17 protein-coding genes are annotated in these 16,345 nt (G+C 59.7%); 5 read left to right on the plus strand and 12 right to left on the minus strand.

Features of this window, described 5'->3' with window-relative positions:
* Positions 1 to 30: 30 nt before the first annotated feature.
* The 4 genes from ptsP to tadA all read left to right on the plus strand — a co-directional run bounded on the left by ptsP (position 31) and on the right by tadA (position 4,999).
* On the plus strand, positions 31 to 2,559 hold the full coding sequence (gene ptsP, locus JUI81_RS25650) for a phosphoenolpyruvate--protein phosphotransferase (RefSeq protein ID WP_204125304.1): 2,529 nt from the start codon (positions 31 to 33) through the stop codon (positions 2,557 to 2,559).
* Positions 2,560 to 2,561: 2 nt separating this feature from the next.
* On the plus strand, positions 2,562 to 2,852 hold the full coding sequence (locus JUI81_RS25655; protein ID WP_019581040.1) for a PTS transporter subunit EIIB: 291 nt from the start codon (positions 2,562 to 2,564) through the stop codon (positions 2,850 to 2,852).
* Positions 2,853 to 3,125: 273 nt separating this feature from the next.
* Positions 3,126 to 4,502 (plus strand): multicopper oxidase family protein, encoded by a 1,377-nt coding sequence (locus JUI81_RS25660; RefSeq protein WP_204125305.1) that lies wholly within the window; start codon positions 3,126 to 3,128, stop codon positions 4,500 to 4,502.
* Complete coding sequence (gene tadA / locus JUI81_RS25665) at positions 4,502 to 4,999, plus strand: tRNA adenosine(34) deaminase TadA (RefSeq protein ID WP_019581038.1); 498 nt, start codon at positions 4,502 to 4,504, stop codon at positions 4,997 to 4,999. Before JUI81_RS25660 ends, tadA begins: the two co-directional genes overlap by 1 nt.
* Before the next feature lie 66 nt (positions 5,000 to 5,065).
* On the opposite strand, the gene cmoB is transcribed toward tadA, so the two are convergent.
* From cmoB to plsB, 9 genes are all read right to left on the minus strand, one after another.
* Positions 5,066 to 6,022 (minus strand): tRNA 5-methoxyuridine(34)/uridine 5-oxyacetic acid(34) synthase CmoB, encoded by a 957-nt coding sequence (gene cmoB / locus JUI81_RS25670; protein ID WP_096479592.1) that lies wholly within the window; start codon positions 6,020 to 6,022, stop codon positions 5,066 to 5,068.
* Positions 6,019 to 6,798 carry a carboxy-S-adenosyl-L-methionine synthase CmoA gene (cmoA, locus tag JUI81_RS25675; RefSeq protein ID WP_018927038.1) on the minus strand — a complete coding sequence of 260 codons (780 nt, stop codon included), beginning with the start codon at positions 6,796 to 6,798 and terminating at the stop codon, positions 6,019 to 6,021. The genes cmoB and cmoA overlap by 4 nt, the downstream gene beginning before the upstream one ends.
* 231 nt (positions 6,799 to 7,029) lie before the next feature.
* A complete protein-coding gene (locus JUI81_RS25680; RefSeq protein WP_204125306.1) occupies positions 7,030 to 7,665 on the minus strand; it encodes a lysoplasmalogenase in 636 nt (211 codons plus the stop codon).
* A gap of 2 nt (positions 7,666 to 7,667) precedes the next feature.
* Positions 7,668 to 8,060, minus strand: a complete 393-nt coding sequence (locus JUI81_RS25685; protein WP_018927036.1) for a protease inhibitor I42 family protein — start codon at positions 8,058 to 8,060, stop codon at positions 7,668 to 7,670.
* A 165-nt stretch (positions 8,061 to 8,225) separates the two neighbouring features.
* On the minus strand, positions 8,226 to 8,636 hold the full coding sequence (locus JUI81_RS25690; protein WP_204125307.1) for a hypothetical protein: 411 nt from the start codon (positions 8,634 to 8,636) through the stop codon (positions 8,226 to 8,228).
* 273 nt (positions 8,637 to 8,909) lie between these two features.
* The gene (locus tag JUI81_RS25695) at positions 8,910 to 9,599 is read right to left on the minus strand and encodes a DUF4197 domain-containing protein (protein ID WP_007940472.1); all 690 of its coding nucleotides are present in this window, start codon (positions 9,597 to 9,599) and stop codon (positions 8,910 to 8,912) included.
* A gap of 55 nt (positions 9,600 to 9,654) precedes the next feature.
* Positions 9,655 to 10,053, minus strand: a complete 399-nt coding sequence (locus JUI81_RS25700) for a YbaY family lipoprotein (protein WP_018927034.1) — start codon at positions 10,051 to 10,053, stop codon at positions 9,655 to 9,657.
* 102 nt (positions 10,054 to 10,155) lie between these two features.
* The gene (locus JUI81_RS25705) at positions 10,156 to 10,548 is read right to left on the minus strand and encodes a hypothetical protein (RefSeq protein ID WP_204125308.1); all 393 of its coding nucleotides are present in this window, start codon (positions 10,546 to 10,548) and stop codon (positions 10,156 to 10,158) included.
* A gap of 175 nt (positions 10,549 to 10,723) precedes the next feature.
* Complete coding sequence (plsB, locus tag JUI81_RS25710; protein ID WP_096479595.1) at positions 10,724 to 13,219, minus strand: glycerol-3-phosphate 1-O-acyltransferase PlsB; 2,496 nt, start codon at positions 13,217 to 13,219, stop codon at positions 10,724 to 10,726.
* A gap of 238 nt (positions 13,220 to 13,457) precedes the next feature.
* On the opposite strand from plsB, the gene JUI81_RS25715 reads away from it, so the two are divergent.
* Complete coding sequence (locus JUI81_RS25715) at positions 13,458 to 13,667, plus strand: cold shock domain-containing protein (RefSeq protein WP_007940478.1); 210 nt, start codon at positions 13,458 to 13,460, stop codon at positions 13,665 to 13,667.
* A gap of 120 nt (positions 13,668 to 13,787) precedes the next feature.
* Here JUI81_RS25715 and JUI81_RS25720 read toward each other — a convergent pair whose 3' ends face one another.
* The 3 genes from JUI81_RS25720 to dapE form a co-directional block, all read right to left on the minus strand.
* Positions 13,788 to 14,165, minus strand: a complete 378-nt coding sequence (locus JUI81_RS25720) for a hypothetical protein (protein WP_018927031.1) — start codon at positions 14,163 to 14,165, stop codon at positions 13,788 to 13,790.
* A 95-nt stretch (positions 14,166 to 14,260) separates the two neighbouring features.
* Entirely contained in the window at positions 14,261 to 15,070 is an 810-nt protein-coding gene (locus JUI81_RS25725; protein ID WP_018927030.1) for a putative RNA methyltransferase, read from the minus strand.
* The gene (gene dapE / locus JUI81_RS25730) at positions 15,070 to 16,221 is read right to left on the minus strand and encodes a succinyl-diaminopimelate desuccinylase (RefSeq protein ID WP_028939204.1); all 1,152 of its coding nucleotides are present in this window, start codon (positions 16,219 to 16,221) and stop codon (positions 15,070 to 15,072) included. Before dapE ends, JUI81_RS25725 begins: the two co-directional genes overlap by 1 nt.
* Between the last annotated feature and the right edge of the window lie 124 nt (positions 16,222 to 16,345).

Consider the following 16,345-nt stretch of genomic DNA (forward strand, 5'->3'; position numbering starts at 1 on the left):
ACTTCAAAGAACAAAACAGCAGGTGACGTCATGGCCACACCCCAACAATTGCAATTGCTGGCACCCTTGTCCGGCGTGCTGATGCCGCTGGACCAAGTGCCCGATCAGGTGTTTTCCAGTCGCGTGATCGGTGACGGTCTGTGCATCGACCCGACCTCGTCCACCTTGTGCGCACCGCTGGCTGGAGTGATCAGCAATGTGCAGGCCAGCGGGCATGCCGTCAGCATCACCGACGACAACGGCGTGCAGGTGTTGATGCACATTGGCCTCGACACTGTGAACCTGGCCGGCAAGGGCTTCACCCGGTTGGTGGAGGAAGGTCAGCGGGTTGAGGTGGGGGAGGCGCTGATCGAGTTCGATGCCGATTACATTGCCTTGAACGCCCGCAGTTTGTTGACCTTGATGCTGGTGGTCAGCGGCGAGCCGTTTACCTGGCTGGCCCCTGAAACGGGGGTGGTGCAAAACGGTCAGCCGTTGCTGAGCTTGAATCCGTCTGAAGTAGCGGCCGATGAGCCGGAGGAGGGCGAGGCACTGTTCTCAAAACCGCTGACGCTGCCCAATCTCAATGGCTTGCACGCCCGCCCTGCGGCGGTGTTTGCCCAGGCGGCGAAAGGTTTTTCGGCGAGTATTTGTCTGCATAAACAGCAGGACAGCGCGAACGCCAAATCCCTGGTGGCGATCATGGCGTTGCAGACCGCTCACGGCGACATCGTGCAAGTCAGCGCGGCGGGCGCGGATGCCGAAGTGGCGATCAAGACCCTGGTCGAGTTGTTGGCCGCCGGGTGCGGAGAAGCCGTGACAGTGATGGCAGAGGTTGAGACGGTTGCGACTGATGCTTCATCGCTGAAGGTGTTGCACGGCGTCTGTGCATCGGCGGGGTCGGCGTTTGGTCAGGTGGTGCAGATCGCGCAGCAGACCCTTGAAGTCATTGAATCCGGTCGGGGCGCGCAAGTTGAGCGCGAGCACCTGTCCCAGGCGTTGGCGACGGCGGTCCTGGACCTGCAGCAGTTGCGTGACCAGGCCACGGGTGACGCCCAGGCAGATATCTTCAAGGCGCATCAGGAACTGCTCGAAGACCCAAGCCTGCTGGATCAGGCCCTGGCGCTGATCGACGCCGGCAAAAGCGCCGCTTTCGCCTGGCGGGCGGCCACCGAGTCGACGGCTACCTTGTTCAAAAAACTGGGCAATGCCTTGCTGGCCGAACGGGCAGCGGATTTGGCCGACGTGGGTCAACGGGTACTCAAGTTGATTCTCGGTGTGGAGGATCAGGCGATGGAGTTGCCGGAAGGGGCGATTCTGATTGTCGAGCAACTGACGCCCTCCCAGACAGCTGGCCTGGACACGCGCAAGGTGCTGGGGTTCGCGACGGTCGGCGGTGGCGCCACCAGCCACGTGGCGATTCTCGCCCGGGCCTTCGGCTTGCCGGCGATCTGCGGTTTGCCGGTTCAGGTGCTGGCACTGGCCAATGGCACCCGGGTTTTGCTCGATGCCGACAGAGGCGAGTTGCAGCTGGATCCCGAGCGGGTAGCCATTGAGCAGTTGCAAGCCAATCGTCAGCGACAAAAGAAACGCCAGCAATACGAACGGGAAAATGCCGCGCTGGCCGCCTGTACCCGCGATGGTCATCACGTTGAAATCACCGCCAATATCGCTTCGCTGGCCGAAGCGGAACAGGCCATGACACTGGGCGGCGAAGGCGTCGGTCTGTTGCGTTCGGAGTTTCTGTATCTGGATCGCAACCATGCACCGAGCCATGACGAGCAAGCGTCCACCTACAGCGCTATCGCCCGAGCATTGGGGCCAGCGCGCAGTCTGGTGGTGCGGACCCTGGATGTCGGCGGCGATAAACCATTGGCCTACGTGCCGATGGACCGCGAAGCCAACCCGTTCCTGGGCATGCGCGGCATTCGTTTGTGCCTGGAGCGTCCGCAGCTGTTGCGCGATCAGTTCAAGGCGATCCTGAGCAGCGCCGGGCTGGCTCGCTTGCACATCATGTTGCCGATGGTCACGCAGTTGTCGGAGTTGCGGCTGGCCCGTCAGCTGCTTGAAGAGGAAGCGCTGGCAGCAGGGCTCACGGAACTGCCGAAACTGGGGATCATGATCGAAGTGCCGGCAGCGGCGCTGATGGCGGATCTGTTTGCGCCCGAGGTGGATTTCTTCTCCATTGGTACCAACGACCTGACCCAATACACCTTGGCCATGGACCGCGATCACCCGCGGCTGGCCAGCCAGGCTGATAGCTTTCATCCATCGGTGCTGCGCTTGATCGCCGGTACTGTGAAAGCCGCTCATGCTCATGGCAAATGGGTCGGTGTGTGCGGTGCCCTGGCTTCGGAACATCTGGCGGTGCCGCTGTTACTGGGGCTCGGCGTGGATGAGTTGTCGGTGAGCGTGCCGCTGATTCCGGCGATCAAGGCGGCGGTTCGCGAAGTGGACCTGCTGGACTGTCAGGCCATTGCCCAGCAAGTGCTGGGGCTGGAAAGTGCCGGGCAGGTGCGCGAGGCATTGCGGCTGCACCACGAGGCGACGGTCGATACTTCACTGGTTCTGGAGAACTGAGCATGTTCGAGAAAATACAGCGGGCGTTCTGGAAAGCGTTGACCCCGGATCTGGTAGTGGATGAGTCGAAAGCGGTAGCTCAAGCCGTTTCCGGTCTGGCACCGAATGTCGTGGCCGCACTGGGCGGTGTGGATAACCTCAAGTCGCATCAGCCCGTGGCGCTGACCCGGATGCGGGTGGAGTTACGGGATGTGGCGCGGATGGATCGGCAGGCGTTGACGGCGGCTGGAGTGCCAGGCGTCATGATGTTGGACGGTGGAGTGGTGCATCTGCTCACCGGTCTACAGCCATAACCGGACCTTTGTGGTGAGGGGGCTTGCCCCCGTTGGGTCGCGAAGCGGCCCCAAACCCTTCAATCGCACTGCATCAGACACACCACGCCGGATGGTTTTACGACTGCTTCGCAGCCGAACGGGGGCAAGCCCCCTCGCCACAGATGCGTTGTCAGCCTTACGTTGACTGCGCCCATCCGCCGCGTTGCCCTTACTGTTTCTCATCCGCAGGTGTATCGTATTCGCCTTTTGCAGGCACCGCGCCTGTGGCTGATACGTGAGGTAGTTGAGTTCATGTCCTTTACCCGTCGACAAATACTCGGTGGTCTGGCCGGTCTTGTGGTGGTTGGCGTGGGGGCCGGTGGCGCGTCGCGTTACTGGCTGGGCAAGATGGCCGACGCTGAGGCCGGCCATGACTATGAGCTGATCGCCGCACCGCTGGACGTCGAACTGGTAGCCGGGCACAAGACCGAGGCCTGGGCGTTCGGCCCCTCGGCGCCGGGCACTGAGTTGCGTGTGCGTCAGGGCGAATGGCTGCGGGTGCGCTTCATCAACCACTTGCCAGTGGCGACCACCATTCACTGGCACGGCATCCGTCTGCCGCTGGAAATGGACGGCGTGCCCTACGTGTCGCAATTGCCGGTGCTGCCGGGCGAATACTTCGACTACAAATTCCGCGTGCCCGACGCCGGTAGCTACTGGTATCACCCGCACGTGAACAGCAGCGAAGAACTCGGTCGCGGGCTGGTCGGTCCGCTGATCATCGAAGAGCGCGAGCCCACCGGTTTCAAGTACGAAAAGACCTTGAGCCTCAAGAGCTGGCATGTCGATGAAGAAGGCGCTTTCGTGCCGTTCAGCATTCCTCGTGAAGCGGCCCGTGGCGGTACGGCCGGGCGCCTGTCGACCATCAATGGCATCTCGCAAGCGGTGATCGACTTGCCTGCCGGGCAGATCACCCGCGTACGCCTGCTCAACCTCGACAACACCCTGACTTATCGCCTCAACATCCCCGGCGTCGAAGCGCAGATCTATGCGCTGGATGGTAATCCCATCGAACCGCGCCCACTGGGCAAGGAATACTGGCTCGGCCCGGGCATGCGCATTTGCCTGGCCATCAAGGCTCCGCCGGCCGGCGAAGAACTGTCCCTGCGCAACGGTCCGGTACGCCTGGGCACCTTGCGCTCAGTGGCCAATACCGACGCGCCGACCGAGTGGCCGCCGGCACTGCCCGCCAACCCGGTGGCCGAGCCAGACCTGGCCAATGCCGAGAAACTCAACTTCAATTTTGAATGGGTGGGCTCGGTGTCGGTTAACGTCGACAATGGCAAGCCGCCCAGCCTGTGGCAGATCAACGGCAAGGCTTGGGATATCACCGACAAGACCTGCGCCGACCGACCGATTGCCAAGCTCGAAAAGGGCAAAAGCTATATTTTCGAATTGAAGAACATGACTCAGTATCAGCACCCGATACATTTGCATGGCATGAGCTTCAAAGTCATTGCCTCGAACCGGCACAAGGTTATCCCGTACTTCACCGACACTTACCTGTTGGGCAAGAACGAGCGCGCGCAAGTGGCGCTGGTGGCGGATAACCCGGGCGTCTGGATGTTCCACTGCCATGTGATCGACCACATGGAAACCGGCCTGATGGCCGCCATCGAGGTGGCGTGATGCGGCAGATACGCCCCGCAGCGATTATCGACCGTAGCCGTGATCGTGACTTCATGCGCGAAGCCCTGGCCCTTGCCGCCCAAGGTGCGGCGCTGGGTGAAGTGCCGGTGGGCGCGGTGCTGGTGCAGGACGGTGAAATCATCGGGCGCGGTTTCAATTGCCCGATCAGTGGCAACGACCCCAGCGCCCACGCGGAAATGGTCGCGATCCGCGCCGCCGCCCAGGCCGCCAGCAACTATCGCCTGCCGGGCAGTACGCTATACGTGACGCTGGAGCCGTGCAGCATGTGCGCCGGGCTGATCGTGCATTCGCGGATTGCACGGGTGGTGTATGGCGCGCTGGAGCCCAAGGCCGGAATTGTGCAGAGCCAGGGGCAGTTTTTTACCCAGGGCTTTTTGAATCACCGGGTGCTGTACGAAGGCGGGGTGTTGGCCGAGGAGTGTGGGGCGGTGTTGAGCGAGTTCTTCAAGGCCCGAAGAGCAAAACCTTCAGACTAAACACTGATCCTGTGGGAGCGGGCTTGCCCGCTCCCACAGGTTTTTCGATGCCTGGGCAATAGGCTTTTATTTGCGGGCAACAATCACCGCACGCATCGGCGCCGGCAGCCCTTCGATCGTTTTGCTGTGATCATCCGGGTCAAGGAAGTCGCTCAACGACTGATACTTCATCCACTCCGTCCCGCGTTGTTCCTCGACCGTGGTCATGCTCACATCCACGCAACGCACATCGCTGAACCCGGCGCGACGCAGCCACAGCTCCAGCGCCGGCACCGACGGCAGGAACCAGACATTGCGCATCTGTGCGTAACGGTCTTCCGGCACCAATACCTGCTGTTGATCGCCTTCGATCACCAGCGTTTCCAGCACCAGTTCACCACCCTTGACCAGACAATCCTTCAGCGCCAGCAAATGCTCGATCGGCGAACGGCGGTGGTAAAACACACCCATGGAAAACACCGTGTCGAACCCTTCCAGATTCGGCGGCAGGTCTTCGAAAGGGAAGGGCAGGTGCCAGGCATTGGGTTCGGACAGGTAACGCTGCACTGCCTGGAACTGGCAGAAGAACAGCCAGTTGGGGTCGACACCGATCACGCTGTCGGCCCCAGCACCGAGCATGCGCCACATGTAATAGCCGTTGCCGCAGCCGACATCGAGGATGCGTTTGCCCTTCAGGTCCAGATGCGGAGCCACTCGGGACCATTTCCAGTCCGAGCGCCATTCGGTGTCGACATGCACGCCGAACAGGTCAAACGGCCCTTTACGCCAAGGTGACAAGCCCATCAGCGCGGTGCGCATTTGTGCACGGGTTTCGTCGTTGCAATCGGTGTCCAGCTTAAGGCCGTTCAACAAGTCGACTTCGCTCGGCTGGATCTTCGGCAACGCATCCAGTGCGCTCTGCCAGCGTTCCAGGTCGCCGTGACCTTTTTCCATTTTCTTGTCGAGTTGCACTTGCAGGGTGTTGGCCCATTCGGCCAGCGGAGTACCGGCCAGACGGCGGGCGAGGGGGGACAAATCAATCATGGCAAGGCAATCAACGAGGCAAAGTTAAGACACTGGAACCACGGCACGACTTTCGAGAAACCGGCGGCCAACAGGCGCTCGCGATGTTCTTCGAGGCTGTCGGGCTTCATGACATTTTCGATGGCGCTGCGCTTCTGGGCGATTTCCAGTTCGCTGTAGCCGTTGGCGCGTTTGAAGGCCACGTGCAGGTCAGTGAGCAGCGCGTGTTCTTCGGGGTCATTGAAGCGCAGCTTCTCCGAGAGAATCAGCGCGCCACCGGGCAACAGCGATTGGCGGATGCGCGCGAGCAGCGCGGTGCGCTGGTCCGGGGCGATGAATTGCAGGGTGAAGTTCAGCGCCACCACCGAGGCGGGCTGAAATTCAAGGGCAAGGATATCGCCTTCGATCACTTCCACCGGCAGCAACTCCTGGAACATCGAGTCCTGGCCGTTGAGGTATTCGCGGCAACGCTCGACCATGGCCGCGGAATTATCCACAGCGATGACGCGGCAGCCGTCGGTGCGCACGTGGCGGCGCAAGGCCTGGGTCACGGCACCCAGCGACGAGCCCAAATCGTAGAGCACGCTGTTTGGCTGAGCGAATTGCGCGGCGAGCACGCCGAGGTTTTCCACGATGGTCGGATAACCCGGCACCGAGCGCTTGATCATGTCCGGGAACACCCGCACCACGTCCTCGTTAAAGGCGAAGTCAGGCACCTGGGCCAAAGGCTGGGCGAAAAGGCGATCGGATTCTTTGCTCACGGCGGTTCCAGCGGTGTAGGTGGAAAAGGCCGGCATTTTAGCCAACTTGGCGCGGGGATGCGCGGGTTTGCTGATAAACCGGCTGGTTGATGCAATTTGAAGGGCGAAGGGGCTTTTGTGGCGAGGGGGCTTGTCGGAACGCCGCATCGCCCCGTTCGGCGGCGTAGCCGTCGTAAAGCGGGTAGATGCAATTAATTTGAAAGGATGCGGCGGCTGGGTTTGGGGCTGCTGCGCAGCCCAACGGGGGCAAGCCCCCTCGCCACAGGGTTAGCGTTGCCGCTGGGTGAACGCCGACGCCGCAATCCCCCATTGCCCCAACCAGTAACTCAGAATGATCACGTAAGGCGCGGCATGAAATGGCATCACAAACCGGTTAATGCCAATCACACTGTCAGAAAACACAAACGCCACCGCGCCCGCCGCCGCCAGCAGCGCCGTGCGTTTGGGCACATCGGTGCCGAGTCGGGCCAGGGCGCGCCAGAGCATGGCGCTGATGGCCAGGCCGTAGACGATCACCGGGACCAGCAGCGGCCCCAAGCCATTGGAAATCAGAATCCCCAGCAGCACGGCACCCACGCCGAAGGCGAGGATCAGCGGCAACACAGCCAGACGCCGGCAATCGCTCAAGTAAGCCTTCAGATACGCCAGATGCGCGAGCAAAAACGCTCCAAGTCCAAACACGAACAAGTCTTGCGGCCATGCCAGCAACACGTCGCCGACCAAGGAGAAAATCAAACCCAAGCTGATCCAGCGCCGATACTCGCTGGGCGGTGCATCGTGCAACCAGCCGAGCAGGGCCAGCACAGGCATCGGTTTGACCAGCAGGCAGAGCAGCGCGGCATGCACGCTCAGGCCATACACAAAGGTCACCGCGCCCATCAGCGCCAGAATCAGCCAGCCCACGATCAGTTAACCGCGATGGCGCAGTCGAAGGTTTGCACCGCCGGTACTTCCGGTGCCCACGGTTGTGAGTAAGTCAGCCGCAGGCGGCCAGTGCCGGTGGCGAAGGCCTGGAAACGCCAGGTCGAGACGCCAGCACTGCCGACGATCCCGGCGTCTTCCGGGTTGCTGTAAACCTCGGGGCTGAGCGCGCGCAACACACCACCGGCCGAATCCTGGATCGCCCAGCGGTAACCCGTGGTCGGGTTGCTTGGCAGCGTCAGGATCAGGGTTTGCCCGTTGTGCAGTTTCGCCGGGCATTCGCTTTGTTTTTCCACGGTCAGGTTCTGTTTCGGTTGCGAGGCGCAAGCACTCAGCAGAGCAAGGGCGAGGGGGACAAACAGGCGAGTGGGGGACATAAGATCAGCGGCTCCGGCGTTCACGACGAACGGCGAGCATAACTGAAGATGAGACAAATTGTGACGAGGGGCTGAGTCTCAGGTGAAATCGTTGGCTCGGCAAAGGATTCTTCTATGAATCCCGGACGCTATGCCAACGATTTACCTGTTGCACACGTCTGATCGCTAACTCGAAGTGAGGTCAAAACTCCCTTTAATGTGCAATCGAAGGTTAGGAGGGTAGTCGGCCTTTACATCAAAAGACATTTTGAAGTGCTGAGTGGCCTTATCGAAATCCACGGTGCAGGTGCCCACAGAGATTTTCGCCTTGTCGGTAATTTGGCCTTTTTTGGTGATACAGACCAGGGTATCAATCCCCTTGGGATAAGTATGTGATCCGTTTTCCACATCCTTTTTAGTGGTTATGTGAATGGACTGGAAATCATCATTAGGTAACTCGCTACCCATCGAGCCACTGAAATGATGAATGTCATCTGCATCTGAATAGATATTGACGCGGGCCGCAATGAAGTCGCTGCCATCGATAGTTGCGGTAAAAGTGCCAGTTGTTGCGCTGGTAATGGTGGACGGAGTCATTTCCAAACCTTTTAGTTGTAGAGAGGGATAGTGTCGGGATGAATGTCACTCGCAATCAGCATGCCCAGTAGGCGGAGAGAAATGAACTGTCAGAGTTGACAGTTTTTTAGACTGTTTTTTCTGTGGTTACTGTTTTTTTGGATATAAAGTAGTCGCCGCAAGTCGAGAATTTTGAGGGGGCTGGATCATCTGGGGCCGCAGCATAGCAAACTAAAAAGCCCGCTGAATCTGTGCAGATCAGCGGGCTTTGTGTAATGAGTTGCGTTTGAAAAATTACAGCGTACCGAAGACTTTCTTCGCCAAACTGGTCGCCGCTGCCGCAGGGTTCTTGCGAATGGTTTCTTCCTGTTTGCCAATCATCTCGAACAACCCGTTCAACGCCTGCTCGGTGACGTAGCTTTCGATGTTGGCGTTTTTCGCATCCAGTACACCCAGCGTCGCGGCTTGCCCGGCGAACGCGTTGTATTGCTGAGCCAAACCCACTTGGTCGGTGGCTTGCTTGACGATCGGCAAGAACTTGGTGCGGATCTGTTCGCGGCTGGTTTTGCTCAGGTACTGAGTGGCCGAATCCTGGCCGCCGCTGAGAATCCCCTTGGCATCTTCCACGGTCATCTTCTTCACCGCATCCACCAGAATCGGCTGAGCCTGCGTTACCGCCGCTTCAGCTGCCTTGTTCATGCTGGTTTCCAGTTGATCGACCTGATCGCCCATGCCGAACTGTTTCATTTTCTTGGCGACCTTGCCCAGTTTCCCCGGCAGTTCGATTTTCACGTCCGGGTTGTTGCTGAAGCCGCCGGGTGTGCCCAGTTGTTTAACGGCCAGCTGCGCGCCTTGGGTCAGGGCGTCCTTGAGCCCGCCGGTGGCGTCTTGTTGCGACAGGTCACTGAGTGACAGTGCCAGGGCGTTGGCGCAAATCATCAAGCCTGCGCACAGGCCGGCGAAGCGAAGGGTAGGGCGGAGCATGGTGGCTTCCTTGTTCAGAAAAAAAGGTTCAGAAAAGAAGGTTCAGAAAAGTGAATTAACGGACCGCGTCCACACGGATTTTCAGGGGCTGCGGATCGCTGCCATCAAGTTGCACGGCGTGATGTTCAGTGGTGATGAACATCAGTTTGCCATTTATTTCTATGCGCGCGCTGACGGAATAGCGATGGCCGGGTTTGATCTGGGCCGGATCGAAACTCAGATGAAACGGCAGCGGCACCTGGCTTTTGACCGGGCCTTTCTGTTCGTCGAGCACTACCGCCGGTGCGTCGGCCAGAGACACATCTTGCAAGCTGACGCCCAAGGTCGCGCTCGGTGGCAGAGCGAGGCGTTGCAGATAGAACACTTCTCCGTCGAGGCTGGCGTTGGCGGTCGGCTGCGGTGACTGGCAGGCGCCCAGCAGCGCTGCGACGGCGAGAATGGACAGTCTCTTCATTGTCGAACTCCGTAGCGAAGGCACCAGAAGATGCTGGTGCCAAAACCAATTTAACGGAATTTTACGCTGGATTCTCGGTTGTGTTTGCTCGCTGCCCAGTGATTACACGATGAAGAACGCTACTGGAAAGACAACTTCACGATGCGTGTCACTATTTTGCAGGTCGACGGTAAAGTAATGATCGGCTTTTACCATTAGGGTTGCGTCAGGATCATCTGTGCGATTCAGATACCTTCCATCGTCTGGTTGGTTGTGGCCAGGTTGCCAAATGTTCATAACAACGCGATAAGTTTTTTGCGCATCTTCGGGGTCTTGATTTAGTTCAAGGCCGCTGCCGGATACACCCTCTTCGAGGCTCTCTTCAAAGGATGTGCTGATAAGGTTTTCTTCCGAGTCGCTGGCAACTTCGTAGAGATATTCCTCCAGAGCGAAATGCTTTTCGATATTATAGGGTACATATTTTAGATCGTATTGGATTTCTATTTTTTTGGTCATTTTAACTTCCTTGTTGAGGTGTTGCTGCGTGTCATTAAGGCTAACACCGTTGTTTAGTGCTTGACGGTACAGAGTTGTATATGGGTATTTGTTTGGCGAAAGTTTTCTGGGGCGTATGGCGGTCTTGATGTGTGTAAAACGGAAAGAGCATCCTTGTTCTTTCCGTTTATTACCTTTAAGGGGTGATCACATCGGTTTCTGCCGCATCTTCACTGCGATGCAATGCCACCTGACGGATCGACAAACGAATCTCCGCCGGCAATACCCGTTTGGCCGCGCCTTCGGCCAGTTCACCCAGCAGTTCGTGGTAGCTCAGCTTGCCGGTTTCGTCGCGGCGCAGCACGTCGAGGTCCAGCATTGTCTGGATGAAATGACGGAACAGGCTCTTGTCGAAGAACTCCGGGGCGTTCAGGCCGTGGAGGATCGACAGGCGCTGGGCCATGACGGTGCACAGGTCTTCCAGTTCTTCGGCGCTGATGCTGTTCTGGCCGCTGTTGAGCAGCAGGGAAACGGTCATGTAGAAGCGTTGCAAGGTCTGGGCGATGCTTTTCGACAGCAGCGTCAGCAACACGAAATGTCGCGAACTTGGCGCCGGACGCAGGTACACGTCCTTCTCGAAACGCAGCAGGCCTTGCTCGACGAAGGCTTCGAGCCACTGATCGATCACGCCATCGAGTTCGTCCAGTGTCCAGCGAATGAACAGCTCCGATTGCAAGTACGGGTACAGCGCACGGGTGTAGCGCAGGATCTGCTCGCGGCTCATGCGCGACGCGCTCTGGAAGAAACTCGCCAGCAGCGACGGCAACGCGAAGATATGCAGCACGTTGTTGCGATAGTAGGTCATCAGGACGGCGTTCTGTTCGTCCAGGTACAGAATTTTGCCCAGTGCATCGTTCTGCTCAGACAGCAGGTCCATGTCTTTCACATGCTCGATCAGCGCGCGGCCGTCACCGTCCGGCAGGGTGGTGTGCGGCGAGTAGGGAACCTTGCGCAACAGCGCCAGATACAAATCGAGCACCCGCGCCATGGCGCGATCGTCCAGGGCCAGGCGGCTGGTGGACAGCAACGCCAGGGCTACCAGATTCACCGGGTTGATCGCCGCCGCTTCGTTCAGATGCTGTGCGACTTTCTCGCCGAGGCGGTTGGTGGTCTCGTTGAGCCAGGCCGGTTTGAATTGCGGGCCGTGTGCCTGTTGGCGCCAGTCTGGCTGTTCGCTGTCGAGGAACTCCGCCAGTTTGATCGGCTCACCGAAGTTCACCGCGACCTGACCGAAGCGCTGTTTGAGCGCGCCGATGACTTTGAAGATGTCGAAGATCGATTCTTTCTTCTTGCTCGCGCCACGCAATTCGCCGAGGTAGGTACGGCCTTCCAGCACGCGCTCGTAACCGATGTACACCGGCACGAACACGATCGGCATGCGCGACGAACGCAGGAAGCTGCGCAGCGTGATCGCGAGCATCCCGGTTTTCGGTTGCAGCATGCGCCCGGTGCGTGAGCGGCCGCCCTCGACGAAGTACTCGACCGGGAAACCTTTGGTGAACAGAGTGTGCAGGTATTCGTTGAACACCGAGGTATAGAGCGGATTGCCCTTGAACGTGCGGCGCATGAAGAACGCACCGCCGCGACGCAACAGACCGCCGATCCCCGGCATGTTGAGGTTGATCCCGGCGGCGATGTGCGGCGGGGTCAGGCCGTTGCGGAACAACAGATAGGACAGCAGCAGGTAGTCGATGTGGCTACGGTGGCAGGGGACGTAGATCACTTCGTAACCCGGGGCGACCTTTTGCACGCCTTCGATGTTGTTGACCTTGATCCCGTCGTAGATCTTGTTCCAGAACCAGCTCAGCACCACTTCCATGAAGCGGATCGCGGTGTAGGTGTAGTCGGAGGCGATTTCGTTTCCGTAGCGCAAGGCCTGGGCCTTGGCTTTTTCCGGGGAGATGTTTTCGCGCTCGGCTTCGTCGAGGATCGCTTGCTTGACCAGCGGCTGGTTGAGCAGGCCTTTGACCAGATTGCGCCGGTGGGAAATGTCCGGGCCGATCACCGCGGCTTTCAGATTGCGGAAGTGCACCCGCAGAATCCGCTGGGCCATGCGCACCGTGCGCTCGTGGCCCTTGTTGTGTTCGATCAGTTCGCGCAGATGGATCGGTGCCGAGAACTGCACCCGGGTCTTGCGCCCCAGCACGATGATGCTCAGCAACCGGCGCAACCGTCCGGTGACCGCCCAGCTGTCGGCGAACAGCAGCTTCCATGGGCTCGACTCGCTGTCTGGCGACTGGCCCCAGAACACGCTGACCGGAATGATCTGCGCGTCTTCGGCGGCGTTCTGGCTCAGGGCGCTGACCAGACGGGTCAGGGTTGGCGGCGCACCGCGTTTGTCCTGACGGCCAAGCCAGTCGGGATCCGGTGTCAGGTAAAAGAACGCGGCGGGCTCCACCAGCGCACCCACTGATACCGGCAATACCGGACGGGGAAGGCCCGCCTTGCTGCATTCGGTATCGACCACGGCAAGGTCGGTCAGCGAAGGATTTTGCAGGACGTAGAACACCGGCCGGCTGCGGTCGAGGTTAAGGGTGAACGACGACTGGTTGATCGTCTCTGAGCGAACCCAGAGGTACAGCAGTCGGCGCAGGGTGCCAAACACAAGACGGCGGAACGGGGAACGGGTCATACGGCTTCTGCGTGAGTGAATAAAAACCGAGCGTTTGCTCGGGCGGGCGATAGTGTGCCGGATTCGCGGAAAATCGGCAAAAAAGCGGCGAAGTAAACTCCTGTTGAGAGTTTTCGCACCTGTCATATACTCGGCGGTCTGTCGCCGAGGCCCTTCAATGGACGTCGGATGCAGGCTGACGTTCCTCAAGGCTTTCCTGCGAAAAGCCCATTCAATAATAAAAAGGGAGTATGAACAGATGGCAACACGCGAAACCGGCAACGTGAAGTGGTTCAACGACGCCAAGGGTTATGGCTTCATTCAGCGCCAGGACGGGGTGGACGTGTTCGTGCACTACCGCGCGATCCGTGGTGAGGGGCATCGCTCGCTGACTGAAGGTCAGCAGGTTGAATATGCGGTGGTGGAAGGGCAGAAGGGATTGCAGGCTGAGGATGTTGTAGGTCTGTAAACCCGCAGAACCCTGTAGGAGCGAGCGGTGCGGCGATCCGACTTGCCCGCGAAGGCGTCATCACTGGCGCTAAAAGCTTCGCGGGCAAGCCTCGCTCCTACAGATTTATGCTTACGCAGATTACGCGGTTTTCCAGGTGATCTCTTCTTCACCATCGACACTGATGCGAATCCAGCGATCTGCCGTTTCCTCACCTTCTTCCTCGACCCAGCTACCCGGCGCACAACGCACTTCGACGTTCAGTGCGGCAAATGCAGCGCGGGCGCAAGCGATGTCGTCTTCCCATGGGGTCTGGTCGCTTTCCAGGTACAGGCTGTTCCATTTTCCTACGGCTTTGGGCAGCCAGGTCACTGGCACGCTACCAGCCTTGCACTTGTAGGTCTGGCCTTTCTGAACCCAGTCGGTGCACGGGCCTAGAGCCGCGCCGAGCCAGGCCGCGATGGCTTTGTGATCGACGTCGGCGTCTTTCAGGTAAATCTCGATGTCCGGTTGGCGCATGGATGTCCTCACTGCGGGTCTGAAAAATCCATTCGCGGATTTAGCCGGCCTTGAGCCTTTACTCAAGACCAAAAATTAAAGTTGTTCTCTAACTACTACTGCAGAACGAAATAATCGTAGCGCATCGAAACGGTGACCTCGAACGGTTCCACTTGTTCAATGACCGCCGTCCGGCGTTCGGCACTGGCGCGCCAGCCGTGAGGTGTCATCGCCAAGAGGTTCGCGCGATCCTGACCATTGACCAGCGTCAGTTTGAATTCCAGGGTTTCGCTGTGTTGCAACGCCATGCCTTCCGGCACCAGCGCCAGGTGCTTGTCGTCGGTGTACTCGCGCACTTCGTCGTACAGCCGCTCACGCAATTCCATCAGATGGCCGCTGGTCGGCCCGACTTTCATCAAGCCGCCACCGGGGCTGAGCAGACGTTTGGCTTCTTCCCAGTCCAGCGGGCTGAACACGCTGGCCAGAAACTGGCAGCTGCCCGAGGCCAATGGCACCCGCGCCATGCTGGCGATCAACCAGGTCAGCGCAGGGTTGCGTTTGCAGGCGCGTTTGACCGCTTCCCGGGAAATGTCCAGGGCATAGCCATCGGCGTTGGGCAAGGCTTCGGCGATTTGCGCGGTGTAATAACCCTCGCCACAGCCGATGTCCAGCCAGCGCTGGGGCGCATAACCGGCCGCCAGTTCCGCCAGACGCTTGGCCACCGGCGCGTAATGGCCGGCGTTCAGAAAGTCGCGACGGGCTTCGACCATCGCCTGGTTATCCCCGGGGTCACGGCTGTTCTTGTGCTGCACCGGCAGCAGGTTCAGGTAACCCTGCCGTGCGCGGTCGAAACGATGCCCGGCGGGACAGGCCACGCCGTTGTCCACCGCGTTCAGCGGTTCGCTGCAGATCGGACAGGCGAGCATCAGGCGAGCAACTTGATCAGGGTCTGGTAGTAGATTTCGGTCAGCACGTCGAGGTCGGCCGCCAGTACACGCTCGTTGACCTGGTGGATCGTCGCGTTGACCGGGCCCAGTTCAACCACTTGGGTGCCCATGGTCGCGATGAAGCGCCCATCTGAAGTGCCGCCGCTGGTGGAGGCTTTGGTGTCACGACCGGTGATGTCCTTGATGCTCGCCGACACCGCGTCGAGCAGCGCGCCCGGCTCGGTGAGGAACGGCAGGCCGGACAGCGCCCAGTCGATGTGCCAGTCCAGGCCATGCTTGTCGAGAATGTCGGCGACGCGCTTTTGCAGGCCTTCAACGGTGGACTCGGTGGAGAAGCGGAAGTTGAACACCGCCACCAGATCACCCGGAATCACGTTGGTCGCACCGGTGCCGGAATTGACGTTGGAGATCTGGAAACTGGTCGGCGGGAAGAAATCGTTGCCATGGTCCCAGTGCTCGGCGGCAAGTTCGGCGAGCGCCGGGGCGGCGAGGTGGATCGGGTTCTTCGCCAGGTGCGGATACGCCACGTGGCCCTGCACACCGCGCACGGTCAATTTGGCGCCGAGGGAGCCGCGACGGCCGTTCTTGACCACGTCACCCACCAGGGTCGTGCTCGACGGCTCGCCGACGATGCACCAGTCCAGACGTTCCTTGCGGGCGGCAAGGCGCTCGACCACAGCCTTGGTGCCGTGATGGGCCGGGCCTTCTTCGTCGCTGGTGATCAGGAACGCGACCTTGCCCTTGTGATCCGGATAGTCGGCGACGAAACGCTCGGCCGCCACGGTCATGGACGCAAGGCTGCCTTTCATGTCTGCCGCGCCACGGCCACAGAGCATGCCGTGTTCGTCGATCACCGCGTTGAACGGATCGATCTGCCAGGCCGCCACCGGACCGGTCGGCACCACGTCGGTGTGACCGGCGAAGCACAGCACCGGACCGTCATGTTTGCCGTGGGTCGCCCAGAAGTTATCCACATCTTCGATGCGCATCGGCTCCAGCATAAAACCAGCATCGCCCAGGCGCTGCATCATCTGCTTCTGGCAATCGGCGTCGACCGGCGTCACGGATGGACGACGGATCAGGTCGATGGCGAGTTGAAGGGTCGGCGAAAGGTCGGCGTGGGCCGTCATGTAAGAACTCCGAGGTGCGCACGGTAAACATGTAGGGGCTGCCGAAGCAGCTCCTACCGAGTTTGTTGGCATTGAAAAAGGCGATCATTCTAAAGCAAAACGGCGGCCCGAAGGCCGCCGTTTG

It is taken from the genome of Pseudomonas sp. 008, assembly GCF_016861935.1.
GTDB lineage: Bacteria > Pseudomonadota > Gammaproteobacteria > Pseudomonadales > Pseudomonadaceae > Aquipseudomonas.